This is a genomic window from Vibrio halioticoli NBRC 102217, from assembly GCF_000496695.1.
GTDB lineage: Bacteria > Pseudomonadota > Gammaproteobacteria > Enterobacterales > Vibrionaceae > Vibrio > Vibrio halioticoli.
Map to the genome: position 1 here is coordinate 174,704 of NZ_BAUJ01000005.1, position 23,230 is coordinate 197,933.

19 protein-coding genes and 1 tRNA gene are annotated in these 23,230 nt (G+C 40.4%); 13 read left to right on the forward strand and 7 right to left on the reverse strand.

Annotated elements, in window-relative coordinates:
• The first annotated feature begins 375 nt into the window (after window positions 1-375).
• Complete coding sequence (locus VHA01S_RS03315) at window positions 376-1,200, forward strand: DUF2797 domain-containing protein (protein ID WP_023402932.1); 825 nt, start codon at window positions 376-378, stop codon at window positions 1,198-1,200.
• A gap of 100 nt (window positions 1,201-1,300) precedes the next feature.
• Here VHA01S_RS03315 and VHA01S_RS03320 read toward each other — a convergent pair whose 3' ends face one another.
• Window positions 1,301-1,993, reverse strand: coding sequence for an oligogalacturonate-specific porin KdgM family protein (locus tag VHA01S_RS03320; protein WP_023402933.1), 693 nt, complete (start codon window positions 1,991-1,993; stop codon window positions 1,301-1,303).
• A gap of 1,168 nt (window positions 1,994-3,161) precedes the next feature.
• Between VHA01S_RS03320 and VHA01S_RS03325 the strand changes: the two genes are divergently transcribed.
• The 6 genes from VHA01S_RS03325 (at window position 3,162) to VHA01S_RS03350 (ending at window position 11,172) form a co-directional block, all read left to right on the forward strand.
• A complete protein-coding gene (locus VHA01S_RS03325; RefSeq protein WP_023402935.1) occupies window positions 3,162-4,214 on the forward strand; it encodes a porin in 1,053 nt (350 codons plus the stop codon).
• A gap of 264 nt (window positions 4,215-4,478) precedes the next feature.
• A complete protein-coding gene (locus VHA01S_RS03330) occupies window positions 4,479-5,291 on the forward strand; it encodes a DUF2057 domain-containing protein (RefSeq protein ID WP_023402936.1) in 813 nt (270 codons plus the stop codon).
• A 602-nt stretch (window positions 5,292-5,893) separates the two neighbouring features.
• On the forward strand, window positions 5,894-7,561 hold the full coding sequence (locus VHA01S_RS03335; protein ID WP_023402938.1) for an ATP-dependent nuclease: 1,668 nt from the start codon (window positions 5,894-5,896) through the stop codon (window positions 7,559-7,561).
• Window positions 7,558-8,421 carry a hypothetical protein gene (locus tag VHA01S_RS03340; RefSeq protein ID WP_023402939.1) on the forward strand — a complete coding sequence of 288 codons (864 nt, stop codon included), beginning with the start codon at window positions 7,558-7,560 and terminating at the stop codon, window positions 8,419-8,421. Before VHA01S_RS03335 ends, VHA01S_RS03340 begins: the two co-directional genes overlap by 4 nt.
• A gap of 322 nt (window positions 8,422-8,743) precedes the next feature.
• Window positions 8,744-9,742, forward strand: coding sequence for a helix-turn-helix domain-containing protein (locus VHA01S_RS03345; protein WP_023402940.1), 999 nt, complete (start codon window positions 8,744-8,746; stop codon window positions 9,740-9,742).
• A 107-nt stretch (window positions 9,743-9,849) separates the two neighbouring features.
• Window positions 9,850-11,172, forward strand: a complete 1,323-nt coding sequence (locus tag VHA01S_RS03350; protein ID WP_023402941.1) for a dipeptidase — start codon at window positions 9,850-9,852, stop codon at window positions 11,170-11,172.
• Between the two features lie 154 nt (window positions 11,173-11,326).
• Here the strand turns inward: VHA01S_RS03350 and VHA01S_RS03355 are convergent, their stop codons facing one another.
• From VHA01S_RS03355 to VHA01S_RS03365, 3 genes are all read right to left on the reverse strand, one after another.
• On the reverse strand, window positions 11,327-13,978 hold the full coding sequence (locus tag VHA01S_RS03355; RefSeq protein WP_023402942.1) for a beta-N-acetylhexosaminidase: 2,652 nt from the start codon (window positions 13,976-13,978) through the stop codon (window positions 11,327-11,329).
• A gap of 690 nt (window positions 13,979-14,668) precedes the next feature.
• On the reverse strand, window positions 14,669-15,229 hold the full coding sequence (locus VHA01S_RS03360) for an outer membrane beta-barrel protein (RefSeq protein WP_023402943.1): 561 nt from the start codon (window positions 15,227-15,229) through the stop codon (window positions 14,669-14,671).
• A 206-nt stretch (window positions 15,230-15,435) separates the two neighbouring features.
• Entirely contained in the window at window positions 15,436-16,080 is a 645-nt protein-coding gene (locus VHA01S_RS03365; protein WP_023402944.1) for a helix-turn-helix transcriptional regulator, read from the reverse strand.
• Between the two features lie 535 nt (window positions 16,081-16,615).
• Between VHA01S_RS03365 and VHA01S_RS03370 the strand changes: the two genes are divergently transcribed.
• Genes VHA01S_RS03370 through VHA01S_RS03385 form a run of 4 tightly spaced genes read left to right on the forward strand, consistent with a single transcriptional unit; the run spans window position 16,616 to window position 18,946 of the window.
• On the forward strand, window positions 16,616-17,356 hold the full coding sequence (locus VHA01S_RS03370; RefSeq protein WP_023402945.1) for a hypothetical protein: 741 nt from the start codon (window positions 16,616-16,618) through the stop codon (window positions 17,354-17,356).
• Between the two features lie 23 nt (window positions 17,357-17,379).
• A complete protein-coding gene (locus VHA01S_RS03375) occupies window positions 17,380-17,703 on the forward strand; it encodes a hypothetical protein (RefSeq protein ID WP_023402946.1) in 324 nt (107 codons plus the stop codon).
• A gap of 8 nt (window positions 17,704-17,711) precedes the next feature.
• Window positions 17,712-18,395 carry a C39 family peptidase gene (locus tag VHA01S_RS03380; protein WP_023402947.1) on the forward strand — a complete coding sequence of 228 codons (684 nt, stop codon included), beginning with the start codon at window positions 17,712-17,714 and terminating at the stop codon, window positions 18,393-18,395.
• Between the two features lie 8 nt (window positions 18,396-18,403).
• The gene (locus VHA01S_RS03385; RefSeq protein ID WP_023402948.1) at window positions 18,404-18,946 is read left to right on the forward strand and encodes a hypothetical protein; all 543 of its coding nucleotides are present in this window, start codon (window positions 18,404-18,406) and stop codon (window positions 18,944-18,946) included.
• A 321-nt stretch (window positions 18,947-19,267) separates the two neighbouring features.
• Here VHA01S_RS03385 and VHA01S_RS03390 read toward each other — a convergent pair whose 3' ends face one another.
• Both VHA01S_RS03390 and VHA01S_RS03395 read right to left on the reverse strand, forming a co-directional pair.
• A complete protein-coding gene (locus tag VHA01S_RS03390; RefSeq protein WP_023402949.1) occupies window positions 19,268-20,263 on the reverse strand; it encodes a transporter in 996 nt (331 codons plus the stop codon).
• 248 nt (window positions 20,264-20,511) lie between these two features.
• Window positions 20,512-20,588: transfer RNA gene (locus VHA01S_RS03395), tRNA-Pro, on the reverse strand.
• Between the two features lie 409 nt (window positions 20,589-20,997).
• Between VHA01S_RS03395 and smrA the strand changes: the two genes are divergently transcribed.
• Both smrA and rluF read left to right on the forward strand, forming a co-directional pair.
• A complete protein-coding gene (smrA, locus tag VHA01S_RS03400) occupies window positions 20,998-21,588 on the forward strand; it encodes a DNA endonuclease SmrA (RefSeq protein WP_373277880.1) in 591 nt (196 codons plus the stop codon).
• Between the two features lie 17 nt (window positions 21,589-21,605).
• Window positions 21,606-22,628: a 23S rRNA pseudouridine(2604) synthase RluF gene (gene rluF, locus VHA01S_RS03405; protein ID WP_023402951.1), complete on the forward strand. Its 1,023-nt coding sequence runs from the start codon at window positions 21,606-21,608 to the stop codon at window positions 22,626-22,628.
• Between the two features lie 127 nt (window positions 22,629-22,755).
• Here the strand turns inward: rluF and ybaK are convergent, their stop codons facing one another.
• A complete protein-coding gene (gene ybaK, locus VHA01S_RS03410) occupies window positions 22,756-23,229 on the reverse strand; it encodes a Cys-tRNA(Pro) deacylase (RefSeq protein ID WP_023402952.1) in 474 nt (157 codons plus the stop codon).
• Between the last annotated feature and the right edge of the window lies 1 nt (window position 23,230).

Sequence of the window (23,230 nt, forward strand, 5' to 3'; positions counted from 1 at the left end):
CTAGAGAAGCCAGAGAAAATAGAGCGATACGACCGATTAGGCCAAACTCAGAGTGTTCGATCATTGCAGTGTTATGGTGCATAGGCTTTCCTTTTGTAATAAGTATTTAACAACCACTCTTAATATCGTTCACATTACGCTCCGATACAATGTAAATATTTCAATATTATGACACTAGACGCTATTCAATGTATTTACGTGACATAAATCACACTATAGCGATAGTGACTTACATCTATTTCGATTAATACTCAATCAATTCAATAACTCACAGCTCCCTACTTTTTAGAGAAATTTTCTCACTACAGTAAAATTTAACTCGGTATACTAGAGGGAAATGTGCAATAAACTGGATAGAAAAGGAACTCACAAAGAATGACTCAATTCTTAGGTCATATTCGAAAAATGACATCTTCCCTAGAAAATGGGCAAGTTAGCTATCGCTTACCATTAGATGATCAACAGTTAGATCTTATGCCTCTTATTGGGCAAAAACTGATCCTCAAACATACTGGTCATATTCATTGCCAAGAATGTGGTAAAAAGACCAAGAAAAGTTATTCACAAGGTTTCTGTTATCCATGCATGACGAAGCTTGCCAAGTGCGATATGTGCATAATGAAGCCAGAAACCTGTCATTTTGATCAGGGGACTTGCCGTGAGCCTCAATGGGGAGAAGATAACTGCTTTGTGCCGCATTATGTCTATCTAGCGAATACCACGGCAATAAAAGTAGGTATCACCCGTCATACACAAATCCCGACCCGCTGGATTGACCAAGGTGCCAACCAAGCCCTGCCTCTTTTTAAAGTCAGTTCACGTCTACAATCAGGGTTAGTTGAAATTGCGTTAGCAGAGTTTATTTCGGATAAAACCAACTGGCGCAACATGCTAAAAGGTAAAGCGCAACCTATCGATTTACAGCAAAAGGCTAACGAGCTGATCCCATTAATTGAAGAGAAACTCTCCGAGCTTCAATTACGTTTTGGTGAAGATGCGATTGAAAAGCTCAATGCAGAGGTGGTGGAGATTGATTACCCTGTCACCCAATATCCGACCAAAATTACCTCTTTAAATTTTGATAAGACACCTGAGCTGGGTGGCGTACTGCTAGGTATCAAGGGACAATATTTGTACTTTGATACCGGAGTGATCAATATGCGTAAATTCACCTCTTACGAGATTTGCGCAGAATTTTAAGATAAAAATGCCGGACTTAATATTTCTATTGTAAGTCCGGCACTATGTTAGTACTTACTCTCGCTTCGAGCTATTCGAGCTAGTTACAATGAATACACCATTAGAAACCGTAAGATGCACCAAAGACGAAGGCGTTATTCACTAAGCTGCTGCCCGCTGCATTTTCAAGCCCATTTGCTTGGCTACGGAACTCGAAATAAGGTTGAACGCCTTTACGTGTCCACGTCGCACGGATCTCGTGATCCATCGTTTCCGCTTCAATCATATAAACGTTGTTATAGCTTAAAGCCAGATCCATATCTGCAAAGTCATAAGCGATGCGGTTATCCATTCGGTAATCGGTATCAGCGTCTAAATCGGTGGCATCAATGTGCGCACGTGTACGGTTGCTAATAGAAAGTCCGTTATCAAAGTTATAGCCAATTTTAATTAAAGGACGGTATTGAATAGACTCTCCTGCAGACATCAAGTGTTGATAACCTGCCGCAACCCAAAAGTGATCAGTAATATTAAATGATTGCTCACCACCTAGAGTGATTCCTGGTGTTGTGTTACCAGCTCCACCATTTTCTGTAACAATATCCCCTAACTGTATGCCGTCAAACTCAGTATAAAGCGTTAAACCACCCAAGCTATTGTCGAAAGTATGACCAGCTTCTAGCGTTGAAGTCGATTTTGAGCCATGAATGCGGCCGTCATCATGAAATTGAATGTTGCCAGTCACATATGAAGAGGCAAATACTGGGGATGAAATTACTAATGCCAACGCACTTAATCCGATAATCTTTTTCATAGTTATACCTATTTTTTTCGTTATTTGTTGGTTATCCCAAGTTAACTATTCAAGTTCACTACTCAAATACTTAGCTTAGGTTTTACAGTCTGTTGCTCAACTTTCCTTCTGAGATCAAAGCAAAACTATGTCGGTTTATTACGGTGACTGTTTCCAGCATTAACACCCTCAAACAGACCCTTGTTCTCCATAACTTAGGGGAAATTGTGCGGGTGTTTTCCAACAAATCAAAATGGCAGAAATTGCACTGAGATCAGTATCACATCAGAATAATCATAAAAAACTAATAAGTTATTTAATTCAAACTAAACAACAACTTAAGGTGGAAATAAATAAAAGAGATAATTTGAAAATTAATTTAAAAGTGAAGTATTTCACAGAATATGACGTGCTAAGCACAAAGGAGTGAGATCTATATCAAATCGATTTTATATGCATTGTGTTTCTATTAGATAAAATAAAACCAAACGGTGATTAACGTCACATTAATCCGTTATTCCTATCCTACAAAACTCCCCCCGAACTCACTGGTACTGAAAATTTACACAATAGAGTCACTTACTGATACGCACTCTTTGATTGGCAAAAAGTCCCCATAGACATTCCCACAAGTAAAAAACCTTGCTCAGCTATTGAATCCATTCACACAGCCGTTCTCGCTACAAATAAGAAACATAATCAAACCTTCAATTTTTCACTTTAGTTTATTTTTCAATGAGAATTAAGTCACATTTCTTAACCTGAAAAGCAACTTTAACGAGACTAATATCGATAACTTCACTGGTTTAAGCTAATAGAGATTTTTTAATAAAAGCTAATTAAACATAAAAGCCAAAAACCATAACCCCACAAAATCAATCACTTACATACAAAAAAGACAAATAATTAAAAACAAATAAAAGTTCAATTTTAAAAAGTGATCTAAAACCCACTTTTGGTCAAAGAGTGCACTCCATCCCATTTTTCGAGATGTAAATTAAGTTTATATTGAACTTTTAGACAACAGAAACGAATATAACTCCATCAGAACAAACTGATAAACAACAAACAACAAAAGAAATACGTGAGTTTACAAACTGTTCAAAATTAGATGTTTCCATAACCTCTACCCCCAAATAAAAAGTGGTTAGGAAACAATTAAAAACTGTATCCATACAAGGAGTTTCAAATGAAAGTATGCAATAAAACAGCTATCGCTATTGCATTAACAGGTCTTCTGGCATCAGGTTCAGCTTTAGCAGCAGAAACTAGCCAAGTTGGTATAATTTCTGATTTCAATGTTCAAGCATACGGTGTTGCTGCAATTTCTGTAGTTAACTACAACGTGGGTGACAACAGAGATGCTAGCACTGGCTTTGCGGTAGAAAACGAATCTCGCATTGGCTTCCGAGCTTCTAAAGACATGTTCGATAATTTCCTAATTACAATGCAAATCGAATCTGGTTATGTTGATAACACTGACTGGGGACACGGCGGCGTTTCTGGCGGTGTTCTAGGTTTCCGTGATACTTTCCTTGGTGCTTCAGGCGACTGGGGTAACCTTCGTGTGGGTCGAGTTCTTACTCCTTTATATGAAATCGTTGACTGGCCTTTCTCTAACCCAGGTCTAGGTGCAACATTTGATTGGGGCGGCATCAGCGGTCACTACGATCGTCAATCAAACCAAGTTCGTTTTGATTCTGCAAACTACGGCGGTTTCACTTTTGCAGCGTCTGTTGGTCGTGACGACAACGACAATGGCGGCGGTAGCGCAACTCGCGATTCATACTTCTACAGTGGTAATGTTAAATATAGCTTCAGCACTGTAACTCTAATGGGTGCAGCAGAAGCGGCAACTCGTGCTAACCTAGATGAAACTTCAGCGTACATCGTTGGTTTTGAAGCAGGTCTTCCAGCAGGATTTGGTATCGCAGCAGCATTTAAACACGAAGAAGTTGATAACAAAGCTGACGTAACTTTAGGCAAGCAAACTCAAGACTCTATCTCTGTGATTGGTCAATGGTGGAATGGTCCTCTAGGTATCAAAGCAGGCTACGCGGCTAACTTTGACTCAGAAACAGATGGCACTAAACAAGATGACGCAAACAGCATCGCATCTGTTCAGGTTATGGGCGTAATTAACGGCTTCGTACCATATGTACGTGTTGCAGCTCGCTCTGACTTCACTGCAGAAAAAGACACAGATATTGTTACTCGCTTCGGTCTTGAATACGGCTTCTAAGTCTCATTTCTGAAGGCTAGCCCTATATTAAGGCTCAGTAACTGACATAAAATCAAAACGCTGGCTTAAAGTCAGCGTTTTTTATTTATGCCAAGGAAGAGGCTAAACACTTTATAAAAAATCTTTTATCCCCCTTTATATAAGGGTGTCAGAAATAAATTGAGCATACATGTAGCCCTCTGATTAATGGTCACTTAAACAGTCATAGAGAGCTCACAAAAAACCAGTAGTTAGTTACTTTCATTCAGTTAAACAAGAGAATTTATGATGCTGTATAAAAATAAAACTTGGATTGTTGCGTTAATCCCCTTAGCTCTAGGTGCGTGTACAGCACTAGATTCATCCAGCGACTTTAGCAACTCGATTGCCAGTATTGATACACAATTGAACCATGTAAAAGTCATAGGTAAAGAATATAAGCCTGAAGCAAAGGCAATCAATGGCCCTACTATTCTTAAATCCTCTTTGCAGGTTGTGGATGTTTATCCTCTAAATGAAAAGTCGAACCTATCCTCTTTTATACAAATGGATGTGAGTTACTTTCAAAGCTACGATGAATACAAATCTGTTAGCTACAACGGACAACAGTTATCACTACAACGAACTCAACAATCAGCATCCAGTTGTAACGAGCACTGCACCGCAACTCAATTCTTTACCTTCCCTATTAGTGATCAAGACATTAGCAAGGCATCCACTGAAGGTTTAGATTTTGTGTTGGCATCAAGCAATAACACCATGAAAACCCAATTTTCGATTCCTGCTGCGTACATTAATGCAATCCACCAGACAGCAAAACTTACTGCAGGAAAAGCGCCGCAACAAATGCAAGCTCCAGCAGTTAAAGCCGAACCTGTAGCAACAACATCAAAAGCACAGGAAATGGTGCAGTATTGGTACGCCGAAGCAACTGCAGAACAACAAAAAGCCTTTACTAGCTGGGCATTTGAAAACAGAGAGCAAGTGACAACAGCTTTTGCTAGCGATTCAAAACCAGCTGAAATGATGGCTTACTGGTACGAAAAATCGACTAAATCTGAAAAGATTGACATCTTGAAGTGGCTATTGGAGCGTTAATCGTCTCTTGATAATAAAACTAGCGCTTATATAAGGCGATACAGTAATAAATACATGCACGCCCCCAAACTACGTGCATGACGACAGTGCCATTTCCATATGTGATTTGGCACTGTCTTCCTCTCTATAGTCCTTAGCATAGCCACTCTTTATACCGTTACTACAGACACCACTAAACAACACTCCTTCAAGGGACTCTACTTTGAAGATGCTAATACTGAAGGGGCACATTAAGCTCCTTCAGTATTAGCGTCTTAGGCTTAAAAATTTGTACTTTTCCTTTGCAATCAGGGAGTGTTGGTAAACTCATTTATGCCCCATTCCTTGCTAGCGACGCTCAACCTTTCAGACCACGGAGAGGTAATTTTGCCCTATTTTTCTCATACCTTAGGAGTATCTAAGGATATAGAGTTTTACCAAATTGCCTAATTCGTGCCAACCACACTCAACATTTCAAACCTCTGTGAGGTGGCTTGACCTACGTTTTCTCATACTTTGTGGGAGTCTGCGGATTAAGGGGCTTACCACTCTTAACCAATTGTAAAAGTTATATTTACTGAGGCAGTATATTTGATTCATAATATTCACATTGTTGATATATTGTGAAGTTTGAATATTCTGAAATGGAAAGTGATAAAAAACTAAGAGTAGTATTTGGTCTAAAGAGGGCTTCAGTATTACCTGGAGAAGCTTTGATCTATCCGTCATTTGATAACTGGAATGACTTTGGATTTAAGATCAAATGTACCTGTTCTGTATTCAACACGCTAACTGATAGTACATTTACCTTTGGTACTTATATTGGCTTTCTGTCTTTGGATTCAAACCAAGTAAACAGTAAAACCCACAAGGAAATGAATGAGGAGTCGAGAAACTTATCTAAGAGGTTTTCAATAGATCCTGAGGGGTTTAACTCCTATATCGATAGTAGGCAGTTTTTTACAATGCTACCCAGTATGGCTGACTATCGCATGGTTGTTGAAGCTCTGGGTTCAGAGCAATTAAAAGTTGTTTTACAAGCGATTAACGACATGGTGCTCCATAAGGATTCATCTGATAAATGGGTTGATGCTGCAACAAAGTCTGAAGTGTTCCAACTAGGATTCATACGACATTCCGAAGGGTTCTTTGCATTCAATAATGCAGACAGCTTGTTAGCAGGTGTTCAAGATGAAATCTTTGGTGGGATATCACAAGAGTTGGATCTAAATTTTTCTTTAGACGGGTTTAAGAATCAACATACAATCCCTTTAAAATACGACCATCAAAGCATCATACCCAAAAGAATAAACGTTTTAATAGGAAAGAATGGGCTAGGTAAGAGCCAAGCATTAAAGTCATTTTGTAGGGCCGCACTCCAGTATAAAGACCCTTCTATTTCCCTAGTCGATCGTTATAGCAAAGGGCGCCCTATGATTAATAGGCTCCTTGCTATTGCGACACCAGGAGAAACTCAAAATACCTTTCCTGGTGAAAGGGTAGCTACGCAAAAGTTATACTACCGTCGTTTATCTTTAACTAGAAATGGTCGAGCGAAGAGATCTCGGTCGATAAATGAATTGATCATCCAATTGGTTCGCTCTGATGAAGTAATAGGAAGCAAGTCTAGATGGCAACTTTTTATCGAAGCTTTATCAAATACGATACCTATAGACAAGGTTGTGGTTCAGAAAACTAGTGGAAGTTATTTACAATTAATTAAATTGAACAAGCTGGGTGGGGAACAAGAGTCTCTCGAACATTGGGGGAGCATTGATACGGGGGCTGAACCTAAGCTCAAAATTGGAGACGATTCACACTCTCTTAGTAGTGGACAGCTTACATTTCTAAAGTTTGCTCTTCTTTGTTGTCTTTATATTGAAAATGGCTCTTTTGTTCTTTTAGATGAGCCAGAGACGCATATGCATCCCAATATGATTGCAGATTTTGTAGGATTATTGGATCAATTGCTCGAAGATACTGGCTCTCAAGCGCTTATTGCAACTCACTCTGCATATTTCGTAAGGGAAATAAGTCGCGAACAAGTTCATGTTCTTCTCAAAAATGCGTCAGATGAAATATCTATTGTGTCTCCTAGACTACGGACTTTCGGAGCGGATATAGAATCGATTTCTCAGTTTATTTTTGATGAAGATGTTGATAACAGATTGGCAGAGAAACTTTTCAGCAAGGTTAAAAGCCTGTCATTTGAAGAAGTAAAAAGTAAGCTTGAGGGGGAGCTGTCTATGTCAGCCATGTTACAGTTACAAGATAAGATGTTGAGCGAATGAAAAAACTTAACTTACCTCAAATTCAAGATGTTAGTATTTTGCATACGCTGGCACAAAATCAGAACCTCCATAAGACTAGTTACCCTATCCTGAGACAGCAGATTCATTTGGTTGAAGCTGCTTACGTAGATTACACAAATAGTAATGGTAACCCTTGGAATATCGCTAATGTAGGCATTACAGCGGATCTACAAACAGCATTGCGAAAACACTATAAAAGCCCTCCTACGTCATTAAATTTTATAGAAAGTCTGCGAGATTCTTCACCAGAAGTATGCCCGATGTGTGGTGGTTTTAAGCCTACGGAGTTAGACCATCTGTTGCCGAAAGAAGATTATCCTGCATGGTCAGTTTTTTCACCAAATTTAGTTCCAGCATGCAGTTGTAATCGTGAGCGAGGTAGGCTTCTTAAAGGGCGCGCTGATAAACAAGCTCGAATATTACATCCGTATTTTGATACGTGCCTTCAAGAAAGAATATTGACAACTACCTTTACTCATTCGAACGACTTCAGTTTGATACGACCAAAAGTCTGCTATGTGGATGATAACCACCCTGAAATCGAATCGATTAAATATCATACCAAGAACGTAGTTATCAAAAATGATATAGAAGGGTGGATACGCGGACAACTGAATACGCTTGTAGAGTTTCCTGCCAATGTTGTTAAAGGCATTTCAAGACGAAGGACAATAGACAAGGATGAGTTGGTCGAAAAACTAGAAGATTTACTCGAAAGCTATGATGAGCAAACAGGTTCAAAAAACAATTGGAACTCAATACTAGTGCACGGACTTCTTAACGCACCTCAACTACATGACTGGCTAGTTGAACGCCACAATGATGTGGTAACCCGCTAAGTAATCTTCTCCATAAATAGTGGACACCAACTTAAGCGACTTTCCATATTTGTAGTTATCCGTTATTTGCTAATTTAGAAAAGTCGCTGACTCATTTCTGTCCAGAGACATTTTACAAAACCAAGCTTTGAGACAATAGCGCCTTAGAGCCACTGCTCTAAAACACTTGTGTCCCCTTTCAAGCTAGAACAAATTTTACAGCTCTCTTACTACAGGAACATTGACCTGTTCTTTTAAGTTTGTTTGCTTAAACCATCATTTGAAGCTTCAATTACTGTGCTAAATTATAGTGTTAGGTTAAAAGTAAGGCATAGTAAACATTATGACCAAACTCGATGTGTCGTTAGTAGTAGAAGAACAGTGGCAATCAATTAGAGAGGCTCTAATTGAAGCAAACGTAGATATTCATCAAGAACTAGATGAAACGCTGCTATCCAACTATTCCCCTCACTCTGAAATACCCATCAATTTGATGTCTGTATTTTCTTTCATGGATTTAATTGTCCCTAAATTAACGTCAGAACAGTTTCAGTATGTGGCATTAACGTCAGCTCGTAAAAATGCGGTCAATGCAATTAAAATGATGGAGTTTGATGAGTGTACTACGGTAAAACAGGCGCTTATTTCGTACTGTCGTCAGTGTACTCATATCATGACCGATACAACGTTAACCATTGGTTCATTTGCGGGTAGCAGTTGGTTTATGTGCGCTAGGCCCTATTCAGAACAGCCGCGATATCCTTTAACTGAAAGCTATGGGTTATTTCTATATCGAGAGTTAATCGCTCAGTTCAGTGGTACGGAATGGAAGCCAAGTCAATTGGCGCTGAGAAATTTCAATGCTCAACACATTGATGACGCCACTTGCTTACCCTGTCCTGTCGTGTATCTAGGGCAAGAGTTTTATGGTTTTAAAGTAGAAGATGAAGTACTTCAATTACCATTAAAACTACGTCCGTATACTTCTACAGAGTCTGTATTTAAAAATACTGATGTGAATTTTAGTCTCGCGTTAACATATGTTGTATTAGCTCATCTTGGAGAAGATGTTGTGACATTAAAAAAACTGAGCAAAATTACTCAGTTGAGCACTCGGACAATCCAACGACGACTTGAAGAGGCGGGAACAAACTTTACATCACTCTATGACAAAATCATTCTTGATGAAGCTAAGCGGTTGTTGGTGAGTTCTAAGCAAAAGGTGTCGGATATTAGCTACCATCTCGGTTATTCGAATCCATCTGCGTTTACCCGTTTCTTTAAATTAAAAAAAGGTTTAACACCAAAGCAATACCGAACGCACCATATTAAGAAGCACTAGTTGATTGATTTTACAGCAATTAGTGGCGTGATTAGATAATTTTTATTTCTGCATATTGATATATTTTGCGCCATCTTCAGGCAAGCAACCTAAAAAGTATATCCATTATGAAAAAGACAATTATTGCAGCTGCACTACTGGTTTCATTTGATTCAATGGCTCACGACATTCCTTTCGAGCACACTCACGATCAAGACGGAGCCGGTTATACCGTCACTGAAACCGGCATGTACATATCCGATACTGATGTTAAAGCTGAGTACTGGAACGCTCGAGGTAAGAGTCAAACGCAAGTAGATGCGCGAGCTGCGTACATGGCGACATTTTTTAACCATCAGCGTTCTCCTGAAGATACAGCTAAAGATGAAGCATTCCGTGAAGAGTTAGGGAAAGACACTGTCTACGTTAACACTGTACTGCCAGCTGCAATAGGAGCTAAATCATTTACCAAAGCGCACGCAAAGGATGCTTGGTCTCGTAACGAGAAAGCAGGGGTAACCTTAGGCAGCATGTCTAACTACAACAACCCTAAATCACAAATCACAACTGAACGAGATACCTTTATTCAAACAGCTGAATACGGTGAGAAGATGGGTTATCGTCACATTCGTACCGTTGCGGAGGTACGCAAGAATTGGGCTGAGGGTGTAATGTCTTTGACCACTCACGCTCAAGGTGCAGATTTCGTTATCGCTGATATGGGGAAAGTAAAAGAGTACCGTGACCTTGGTGTTATGCAAATGAACTTTGTATACAACGATGACAACGCTTTAGCAGGCGGTGGTACTAATAACGACAAAGGTGTAACTGAGCTAGGCAAAGAGTTCATTAAAGCAGCTAACGAAAACGGCGTTCTAATTGATGTATCTCACTCTTCAAGCCAAACAGCTATTGATGCAGCCAAGTACTCAACTAAACCCATAATAGCGTCTCACTCAAACTCACAGGCATTGCACCCAATTGGTCGTAATATTTCTGATGAAGCTATGATTGCAATAGCGAACACTGGCGGTGTGGTTTGTTCTACAGGTGTGGGGATGTTTCTAAATGCAGAAGGCGACGCTTCTCCAGAAGCAATGGCAAAGCACGTAGTGCACACTGCTAATCTTATCGGTAAAGATAAGACTTGTTTTTCTACAGACTTCTTACACAACTACCAAGACTTTGTATCAGCACTATTACCTGACACTGAAACTTACGCGCCAGAAGCAGGTATGAGTGGTCTTACCGAAAACATTACTATCGAGCAAGGTTGGGGGGTAGCACGTGTTCTTCACGAGCAATACGGTTGGACTATTCCTGAAGTACGAGGCTTCCTAGGTGAAAACGTTCTAGCTCTTTATGAGCAAATTTGGGACGAATACGCAGAAGCGCAAGTTGCACACCTTGATGCTGAGCACAGTCACGACGCTCTTGCTCATCATCACTAAAAGAAGCTACAGTCAAAGCTGAATTTAGGCAAAAACTCTGTCAGAAAACACCCAGCTTTAAAGCTATTTTCTCTATATCTTTCCAAACGGCAAACACAAAAAAGGCCAGCAACTTGTGCTGGCCAAAAAAGGAAGTAAACACCCTACATTTCTATTACTTCACTAGTGTAACTCGGCTTTCTTTATCTCCACTTGCTGAAATACTCTTAATCCAAACGTCTCCAGAAACAGCAGGACGTTGATCATCTTGGTACGTTACCCAGTTCTCACCATCAGTTGAGTACTGTAGTGCAACGCCAGGGAATTGAATGTTCATAGCCAGTTTGCCATCAACAATCGCAGCACCCGGTACAGGTAAACGGTAATCGATGCCTGCTTTCTCAAGCTTAGCTAATTCACGTTGTCCCATAACGTTGGCAAAACGCGTCCAATCAGATAGCAATGCATCTTTATTTACAAGGCTAGTTTCTTGTGAATATTCAACGCCTGCTTTGTACTCATTTTCCCAGCTAGCGGCATGCCATGCACGCTCTGCAGCTGCCAGTACGCGAGGGAATACCATGTATTCATATTGCTCATCGGTACGAACGGTTTCAGACCAAAGTTGCGCAGATAAACCTAGGAAAGGTTTCGCTTCAACTTCGCCCTTCGCCGCAAAGCCATTACCATCACGGTCTACTGAAGTTTCAGCATTTTGTGGCATGTTTTCAGGTGCAAATGTGAACATCTTACGAGTGTCAGTTGCACGTGTCGCCCAGTAGTAACCACGCTCTTTTGCATCAACTTCGTATGGGAAGTCCATGTATACGTAATCAGGGTTAGAAGCGATTACTTGATAGCCTTTGTCTGCCCACTGATAAACGTTAGTTGCGCCGCCCCAGTACAGTGTTTCCCAGAAGTTTACGCGAGTGTTTTCAGTCGCGAATGACTCTGGACCTTCACTGTATTTCAAGCCATCTTCCCAAGCTTGGAAGTTTGGAATACCGTGCTTAGCAACCAGTTTTGATACTTCTTCCGCAAAGTGACTTGGGATATGTTCGAAGTCGTTAACTGCGCCGCTGTTAATTAACGCCTGACACTGAGGAGACTTAGCAAATGGTTTGTCTTGTACTGTTAGGTCAATATTACCTTTCCAGCCCACTTTTTCTTCTGCAGTAATGTCTTGGAATCCAGCACCTAGCTTGATGTTTTTAGCTTCATCACCACCGAAGTGCCAAGTTGTTAGTGGTATGCCAGCTTCTTTGTGCATAGCAGCAACTTCAGTAATCACTTTGTCTACAAAGCGAGATGAAGAATCTAAACATGGGTTAATGAAACTTCTCTTATCGTAGAACTGAACCGTAGTAACGTTAGACGTATCTTGCGGGTCCATTAGACGATATTCGTTAGCGGCTTCTTCTTTTCCTTCTGCCATTAGACGGTCGTAACGTGCTTCCATAGAAACAACAGCTGCTCGTGCGTGTGCTGGCATGTCGATTTCTGGGATAACTTCGATGTTACGCGCTTTCGCATACTTCAAGATATCTAGGTAGTCTGCACGGCTAAAGTGTCCTGAGCCAAAGTTGTCTGTCGTAGAACCAGATGCTAGCTGTGGCAACAAACACGTTTTCTCTTCTAGGTCGAAACAACGCTTAGAACCGATATCCGTTAGTTCTGGTAGACCCGGAATTTCTAAACGCCAGCCTTCATCATCAGATAAGTGAAGGTGAAGTTTATTCATTTTGTACGCCGCAAGTTGATCAAGCGTTGCCAAGATAGCGTCTTTAGAGTGGAAGTTACGTGCAACATCAACCATCACACCACGGTAATCAAAGCGTGGAGCATCTTTGATATCAAGTAGAGGAAGCTGCGTTGGTGCATCAAGGTTCACTAAAGCAAAGATAGATTGCATTGCGTAGAAAGCACCGGCTTCATCGAATGCTTTAATTTCAACATGATCTTTATCGATATCTAAAGTGTATGCACCTGTTTTAGCGAATTCGCCTTTAAATTCAGCTGGCGCGATAGCCACTTTAAGTGGCGTTTTACCTTGTAAGTTCACACCTAATAGGTCAGCGCGAGTTTGTAATGCTTGTACCTGATCAGCAGAGAATGCCGCTGTATCTAGCTTCAAACCACCAGCGATATCTAAAGTGCCTTCTTTTACTTTAGTGTATGCAGGTGCAGGAATGATAGCTGCTGAAACATCTTCTTTTTTCACGTCGCTGTTTTTATCAAAACGTGTTGCTGCAGTAGCAAAGACATTGTTATCGCCAGGAGTACGTTTTAGGTTGTCGCCTTCAAGACCGCTAACAAAGTCCGTCATGTCTACGTTGCTTAGAGACACTAACTGTTTTGGCGTTGCATCGTCGGCTGCAACAAATGCGCCAGGGAAGAAGTCAGTTTCAAATAACTGCCAGTATTCGCCAGTAAAGACAACATCCACACTTTCGCCCGCTTTAAAGCCAGCAAATTTATCGGTTGGTTCTAGTTTATGTAGGTCACCGGTAATACGAGTGATCTTAAATTGATCGCTATCAACATCTAGAATCAAACGAATGCTATGGAAATAAATAGCCCAGTCTTTTGAATCTACTGCTTCACCATCATTGGTCAGCGTCATCTTAACTTGATTACATGATGCCCATTCAGCACCTAGGTCTTGACACTTCAGACCATCGTTTGCTCCATGGTTAGTCAATACTTCGTATTTGATATCAAGATTATTCGCTAGTTTATCAACGGTATCCTGAGGAGAATCCTTCATAGATACACACCCAGCGAGCACGGTTATTACAGAGGTAGCAATAAGACTCTTTTTCAGCATTGTAAATCCCTTGTTATATTTTAATTTTTAAGTTGATTTAAATTGGACTCTTTACAATCTAAAGGGAGTTAATTTTCATTGCAAATTTAGTGGCTAGAGCCAAAAAACCTGATTTTTATTAACGAAATCATTTTAACTCATTGTTTTTAAAAGTAAAAATAAAGCAGGACTGTTATTGAATGTTACTTTTCATGACTTATATGCAACTTTTTTATATCAAAAATGTGATTAACAACACGGCTACGTTAAAAACGTTAAAAGTGCTTTTTATCGATATCAACAACAAATAGCGATGAGATCACAATTACGGTTCAGAGAAATCTTTGAGCGAAAGAGTAAACCTTAATAAATGTAACTCTCTATAAAATATAGAATAAATCTTCAGCTCATCCTCAGGTAGATATTGGAAAGCAAGACAACCATTAACTCTCTAACTTTAATAACCTTTTTAAAGTAGTGGTCATTGAACGCACCATTTCACAACAAGACTAAATTCACATCAAAAAATAACCATGCTATTTGGTCGCTAGAAAACACGTAAAAATAAAACAAACTGAGCATTTCGCTTTGATAAGAGGCTTTAAGCAGCAAAAAACAGACAAAATAAAGCACGCATTGATCGTAAATAACCAATGCGTGCTAATAGAAACTTTATAGATTTATGTTGATAGTCAAGCTTCGATAAAGAAGCTAGAACCAATGATAAGTAGCCGAGACACCATAGTAATTAATATCAGGACCGCCAATATCGTTGTACCAAGTGTACTCAATTGCTCCAGACCAATTTTTATGGAATTGGTACTCAACTCCTGCGCCTAAGTGAGGCGTCCAACCTTGATCATCTTCATAAACATTCTCACCATTGGCATTCCATTCATAAGCTTGAAAACCAACTTTACCGAAAACGGAGAATTTCTCAGCAAATTCATAAGAAGCTTTGGCGGTTAGATCCAAAGTTTTCGCATCATAACTACCAGAAACATCTTTTAAATCTGCCTCTCCTAAATCATGATACCCAAGTTCAAACGCCAACCAAGGTAACGCTTGGATACCAAAATAAGCTCCCCAAGAAAAAGGTGAGTCATCGACTCCTGTAACGTCAGTGACCGCTGGACCTAAATCTCCATAATTTGCTGTACCTAGCTTAATACCGCCATAAAAATGAGAAAAAGTGATCTTGTCTGACTCGGCGGCAAATGCTGTCGAGGAAAACGCCAAGATCAATGGGACGGTGAGAAAACGTTTATTCATTAGCTTCATATCCTTATTTAAGCTTCATCCAGATCTGATTTAATATTAGACCTTGCTATCTATCAAACCGTAAAACATTGATTTAATTGTAGTCGCAAAACGATCTTTGAGTAAAAAATGTGATCAAGATTACTGTCAAGCGTACGCATCCCCTCAAACTACGCAAAGGAACTTTCAAAGGTGCCCTCTCTTATAGCTTTAATTATTTAGGATTTGGTCAACGAATAGTCATTCATTCGAGCGTATCTCACCGCATCATGTCTTGAATGCACATTCAGTTTTTTATACAGCTTATAGATATGGCTTTTTACCGTGCTTTCTGACAAAAATAAGCGAGAGGCAATCTGTTGATTTGAAATTCCGTACGCCAGCAACTCTAGTATTTGTTTTTCCCTAGAAGTCAGCCCTGAATCTTGTTGCTCTATGGAAAGGTCGGTGGTGCGGTAGCTACGCACTAAGCGTTCCATATAAATACGGGGCAACCACAAACCACCACTAAAGATATAATCGATACTTTCATGAATATGTTTTACTAATGCATTTTTTAAAAGTACCCCTTTTAAGAACTTCCAACGCAAAATATCTTCGTCGACCTCGTCGGGCGGTACATCATGAACCATTAAAGGCCAATTCAACATGTCAAAATCAGGCAATACACGTTCGTCCTTAATTTTGCGTAAATAGTCATATTCAATCAAAACAAGATCAGCCACTAAATTGTGGCTTTTTGATATTGCCTCGTCAGGAAGATAAGTAAAAACATTGAGATTAAGGCTAGCTGTGAGTTGTTTTTCTAATAGGCTTGTTTGGAGACTCTTCTCCGCAAGGATCATTACATTTCGAGAGCTCATCTGTAGTGCTATTTGTAGTGGCTTCAATAAATAACTAGCGATGCCACCATCCCTTGTTGATGATTATTCATACAGAAATATAGTCTACAGGTGGTAATTTAGAAAGATGAAATGCCTACCTAAGGCTGAGTTACCTACTCATATTCTCCTGCAAATGTAGTACCTAGCACCTTAAATTATTATGCAAACTTTCATCATTTAAATTTTAAGAATCTGTTTTTATTAGAGTAAATTTCAAACTAATGTCAGACCTTATTTTTAAACACAGCGACTACTTTTAATAGCACTCATCTTTATTCAGCCTTTTTTAACACTTTTATTCATACTCAAAGCAACCTCTACGTAATTAACACCTAAACAATTGATATTTAAGTGTTTTTAAAATCAAAAATGAAGTTTCACACTCAAAGCCAGCTAGACGCTCCCTCACGCTTTTTTTCTTTACCTATAATCTCAGAACTCTCGAGGAGCAGTGGGAGTACGTCAGTATTTGCAATAACCCTCAACGGATAAAAAAGGAAACGGGGAACTTATTATGAATCTATACAAAACAAACATCGCGATAGTGCTTGCAGCAGTTTTACTTAGTGGTAATGCCTTGGCTGGTGGCGGTGGCGGTGGCGGCAACGGTGGTGGCGGCAACGGTGGTGGCGATCAAGCCGATGACGTAACTATCCCTTCAACATCAGCCTCACACGACGTTGAAAACTATGTTGAAGACGGTAATAACAACCGACAATGGTCTGACAGTGCTAATGACAGCAGCAGTACTACAACCACTACTACGACCACTACTAAAACCGACGATAACAGCACCAACGCGAGTGTAACTGATAGCTTTAAAGTTGACTCAGATTCAAGTTCGCAAGATGACTATACCGATAGTTACAATCGAGACTCGAGTCAAAGCCTAGAGTTAGCTGACAGTTTCAATATTGATTCAGATTCAAGTAAAACCCTTACAATTGATGACAGCTTCAATACTGATACTCGATATGAGCTAAACGTCGAAGCTAACTTTGTTGTAGCAAACTCTGAGCTTAATGGTGAAGTAGATGATAACGATGTTGAGCTTGGTATGAGTGGTGGTAGTGATCAACGTGGCTATTCGAAAAAACGCTCTAATGGCACAGCAGGTGCGCTAAACATACGCACAGCGAACAGTATCGACGGTATGTCTGATATTGCGGGTATCACAACGGTTGCGCAAAATGCGGGTGCAAACTCACTAGTGCAACAATCTGTAAATACCAACGCCAGTATTCACGGCAACTAAGCCTTACTAGCTAGGAGGTAAAGATGCGCTCGGCACTGTGTACAATAAGTTTGATATTAACCTTCTCTATACAGGCTGAAGAAATCGCGCTACCTAGCTCCGCAGTCGCCATTGATATCATGGAGCAATCTAGGGGACAAAAGCATGTTGAGCTTGATGTCACTAGTTTAACTTCAGATATCGATGGTGCTATAGATGGTAACGTAGCCGACAATACAGTAAGTGGGAGTAACATAATGGCTTCAGGTGCATTTGCAGACAGTTCTGGTATTTCAAGTGTTATACAAAACACCGGCAATAACGTGCTCATACAGAACTCAACTGTTATAAACCTAAGTATTAAGTAGCAAATGTCATGTTAAAGATAATACGACAATGTCTAGTTGGGTTGGTGCTGATTTATTCAGCATCAACTTTTGCTATTGACTTTTTACCCCACAGAGCCAATTACTCTGTCCCTGTAAAAAGTTATAAAGAGACTCTGTTTGGCGATGTCTATCTTCAACAGTATGACTTCAGTTGTGGCTCTGCCGCACTGGCATCACTTTTACACTTCCACTATCAACGCCCGATAAAAGAACAACAGATTTTCAAAGTCATGTATGACAAGGGCAATAAAGAGGTGATCAACAAAAAAGGGTTTTCCCTCCTTGATATGAAGTTCTATCTACAATCTATTGGCTTAAAGTCTGATGGTTTTAAATTAAGCTTAAATAAAATACGAGATATAGGTGTACCTGGAATTACCTTGGTCAACTTCGAGGGGTACATGCATTTTGTTGTAATCAAGGGAATAACCAAAGACAAGGTTATTTTAGGTGATCCTTCACGAGGCACACTCATTATGTCTATTGAAGAGTTTCAACCTTACTACTCAGGGTTAATCTTATTAGTTCGTAGTGAAGCCAATATAGGAAGAGAAAGCTTTATTCAAAATGATAATTTTTCCATCTATCAGTCCTCCCCTTTAGATACGGGGATATCAAGAGACTCTCTAGGGATATTTAGTATTACCTTACCGGTTTCTGGAGACTACTAGGAGCACCTATGACAAGCCAGAAATTAGCTTTAGCTTGCGCCTTATGCTTGATGCACAGCGCCCCAACACTCGCCGATGAAATAGACCTGCCTAATGCATATATTTTAGATAATGCGGCACTGTCAGAGCTACGCGGTGGTTTTCAACTTGCAAACGACTACATTGTTGATATTGGCATTAGCATTAGTGCTGCTGTTAATGGAGAGAAATTCTACCGTACCACCATTGCTAATTTAGTGTTTAGAAATGGCACACTCACCGCTGAAACAAAACCGAACACTGCTATTCCCCAAGGTAACTCTGGGTTAATTAATATCGTAAAAGCAGGTGATGGAAACATTGTTGAAGATGTAAATAGCCAGCCAGATCAACCTTACGTAAGCCAAACAATTTCTACACCTAGCCTGATTAACATTATTCAGAATACACTCGATAATAGTGTGCTGGGGTTAGATACAGTCGTGGATATTGATGCTCGAGTAGAAGGGGTAAACAAACAAATAAGAGACGATATTCGCCTTAAAGGGGCATTACTCAACCATCACTACTAACGGTTAACCGTGCATAAAAATAATGTTGTGAAAGCTACTTTCAAAAGCAGCCTTTATAGTCATGTTTTAAAAATCCGGTAACCACAGCAGATCAATATAAAGCCTTTTTCCTTCCAATGAATCAGTTACTCGACTGATGCCTCACTGTAGTTCTATCATGTGTGTTCGCACTAATCCCTATGCTCACAGCACAATTTATGCGGGAACCAACTCGTTACTTCAACGCGTTTTAGGGCAGAAGATACAAAGATTTTGTTTGCCTGTATTTGTGGTTTAACTCAGTGGATTAGAACCAAGCTATCAAGCTATCAACCTATCAGCCTAGAAGTAATAAGGCACTCTTAAAGAAAGTTGGAAGTCTGGCGTATCTTCCGTTAATCCAGCTTGAGCACTGATATTCACTGACGAGCGATCATTCATTTTAAGGTTAACGCCCATAGTCAAAGAATCTAGATGAAGAAGTTTGGCATCGTCAGATTGTTGTCCGTTGACCTTACTTTTTAAAATGGTTTTGTGGCTAACACCTAAAGAGAATGACAAGTCTGGATTTACTGCAAAACCCATTCCTCCGCCGATAGAAATCGTATCCCCTAGCTCAATCTTCTGCTCTTCAGAGCCGATTTGTACTGTGTCTTCTATATTAAAGATATACCCAACATTGGCGTACAATACTGCAGGATCGGAAGGATAAAGCATTGTTAGACTTGGCTCGATACTCCAAAACCCAGAGCCTGTAGAAACCTCTTTTAGGGTATTGGTGCTTTCATCTATCTCAATATCATAGGGAGAACGCCCCGTTCGAGTTTTAACGCGTAATCCGCCTATCCAATATGGCGTAGTGTTAAAATTAAATTGATGACGCAACCCCACCTCAAGATCCCCAATCGCACCGCCACTTGTTGAGCGATTGATCACGTCGGGCGATCCGTCTTGTATCGGCCTTACAACCACCTGATCATTTCGGTATACATACGGTAAACGAATTTCAAACTCAGTGGCATTGGTCAAACCAAGCCTAGCGGTTAAACCAAAGGTAGTGGTAACAAAATCCGCATCACTGACTTCTATGCGGCCTACGATTAACGTGGGCAATACGGTGTAACCCACTACCGAAACTCTGTTGGATGAGTTTTGCGTAAAACTTAAAGAACCTTCTAATGACCACGTTCCTTTAGGAGACAAGACCCCTGGCTTATCAATGACATCACCTACAGTTAACGTCACATCACTCTTCTCTTCTGCGCTCTCTTGAGCATAGATATTGGGTCCTACACACAGTAAAGCAGCACCACACCAAAGATTTAGTTTGCCTAACATTACAAGATCCTTACTTACGTACGGTGTATAATTTTTAGACAAGTTTTCTCTGTATAGCAACTATTGCACAAAAAATAAGCAGATAAGGCACCCTAGCATATTGAGCAAATCATGCTAGTAAAGTCGGTTAAAACAGGCCAATCTTAGAAAGAGAAAGTCAATGAATCACAAAGAGATCATATTTAGGTAGGGTTTTAAGTAGCCAGAAACGACGAAACCCCGCAACAAAGTTGCGGGGTTTCTAAAGATGGTCGGTGAAGAGGGATTCGAACCCCCGACCCTCTGGTCCCAAACCAGATGCGCTACCAAGCTGCGCTATTCACCGAGATTTCATCAATAAAGTTTTCACTTCATGACTACTCCACAAGAACTGTTTCCTGCTGAGAAGCCGTATAATACGGATATTTTTTCCCTGTGCAACACCTAATTTTATAATTTGTCATTTGTTGGTTTCAAGTGGCGATTATTCGTCCTATCACACATCAATACACATGCACACATTAAAAAAATATATATTTTCATTACATACGAGCAACAATTGATTTAGATCATTACAGCATTTTTGTAGCAATCTAACATAGGGAAATCGTTCAGCAATGAATGATGTATCTCCTCACTAGATCATTGCAGCTAATTTGTTGCGCCGAGTCAATTTGAATTGCCTCGGTTTTTTCTTTTTTAAGTGACGTTCCGTTTTTTCCAATTATAATCTCCCTATCTCAAACAATTTCTTGATGTCTATGTCTGAAGAATTTGAAAACGATTTTTCCTTCCAGGAGATGATGGGCGATGTAAAACCTCTCCCTCAAGATACTGCGGTACATAAAAAATCTCACACTGTTGATGAAAATCATCTGTTGAGACAAAAAGCGGCAGTGAGTATTGAAGAAGAATTACCAGAATACCTAACACTTGATAATGCGCCAATGCTAAAGCCTGACGATATTATTGAGTTTAAACGTAGCGGCGTACAAGACGGTGTCTACCGTAAGTTAAGGCTGGGTAAGTACCCAATCCAAGCTAAGTTAGATTTGCACCGCAGAACCCTGACTCAAGCCAGAGACGAGGTTGTACACTTTCTCAAGCAGTGCTTAAAGCTCGATGCCAGAACTATAATCATTGTGCATGGCAAAGGTCATAAATCTACGCCACCGGCATTAATGAAAAGCTACGTGGCTTTTTGGCTACAACAAATTAATGAAGTGCTCTGTGTGCATTCAGCTCAAACCTTTCATGGCGGAAGTGGCGCCGTGTATGTAATGCTGAAAAAAAACACAGAAAAAAAACTAGAGAATCGAGAACGACATCAAAAGCGTCTTGGTTAACTCAAACAGAGAGAACTATGTCCGACAACGCAAAGCGATTAAATAAATTCATCAGTGAAACGGGTTTTTGCTCTCGCAGAGAAGCAGACCGACTGATTGAACAAGGCCGAGTGACTATTAATGGTCAAATCCCAGAAATGGGCACCAAAGTCACCTCTGGGGACGAAGTTCTAGTGGATGGTAAATCACTTCGAACCAAACAAAAGCCGATCTATATAGCACTCAACAAACCAACCGGTATCACGTGTACAACTGAGCGAGACATACAAGGTAACATTGTTGACTTTATTGGACACAAAGAGCGCATCTTCCCAATTGGCCGCTTAGATAAGCCCTCTGATGGACTGATTTTCTTGACCAACGATGGTGACATCGTGAATAAGATCTTACGCGCAGGCAACAACCACGAAAAAGAATATGTAGTGCGCGTCGACAGAGCCATCACTCCTGAATTTTTGCAAAAGATGGCCAATGGCGTATCCATTTTAGATACCGTCACTCTGCCGTGTAAAATTACTAAAGAATCAGAATACAGCTTTCGTATTGTATTGACTCAAGGCTTAAACCGCCAGATAAGACGTATGTGTGAAGCTTTGGATTACCGCGTATTCAAACTGCGCCGCGTGCGCATCATGAACATCACCATTGACGGCATCCCTAACGGCAAATGGCGCTACTTAACCGATGATGAAGTAAAAGTACTGCTTGAGCTAAGTGGCGACTCTGTGGGCACCGAAGAAGCGTCCACCAAAGACGTAAAAGGCCGACGCATCAGAAAAGCCACCGACGCTAAACTCTACGACAGTCGAGAAGAAAACCAAGCCTCTAGAGCGCGCCGTAACCGTGATGAGCAAAAACAAGTGTTTGATGGCAAGTTCACCCCAAGCAGGCACCGTCCAAATGGCAAGCCGGCAAGCCAAAAATCCTCAGGCGGCAAACCATCAGGCAACAAACACTACGTCATGCCCAAAACAAAGCCTGCTTCTGCTGAGCAACCGAGCAAGACTCGCATCAAAGGTAAGTTGAGTTTAAAGAAGTAATTAAACCTAGCATGCAATAAAAACAACAATGCCCGAACTCAACATTCGGGCATTGTTGTTATAGAAAGTCACTATTTTTGCAGATACATCCGTTAAGCAAAATTGACCTTTATTGGGTGAGTTCTACCTACTCCCCAAGATTCACAAAACGCCCCTGCACCTGCTCTGCCAGATGCTTAGGACAAATCTCAATTTCCAGCCCACGTTTACCGCCACTAATACACATAGAGGCAAGGTTTTCGGCGCTTTGGTCAATAAAAGTCGGTAAGCGTTTTTTCTGCGCTAGAGGGCTGATCCCCCCCACCAAATAGCCTGTGACTTTTTGCGCAAGATCGGGATTTGCCATAGCGGCTTTTTTCAGTTTGTTGGCTTTAGCAGCCCATTTTAGATTGAGCTTAGTATTTACAGGGATGACAGCAACCCCAAGACCATTGGCTGTGCCATCCACTGAGAAAAGAAGGGTTTTAAACACCTGTTCTGCAGGCTTTCCTGTAGCTTCAACGGCTTCTTGTCCGAAGCTGTGTTGGTTAGGGTCATGCTTGTATTGATGAAGTTCAAAGGGAACCTTGTTCTTTTTCAATAAACGTACCGCAGGTGTCATA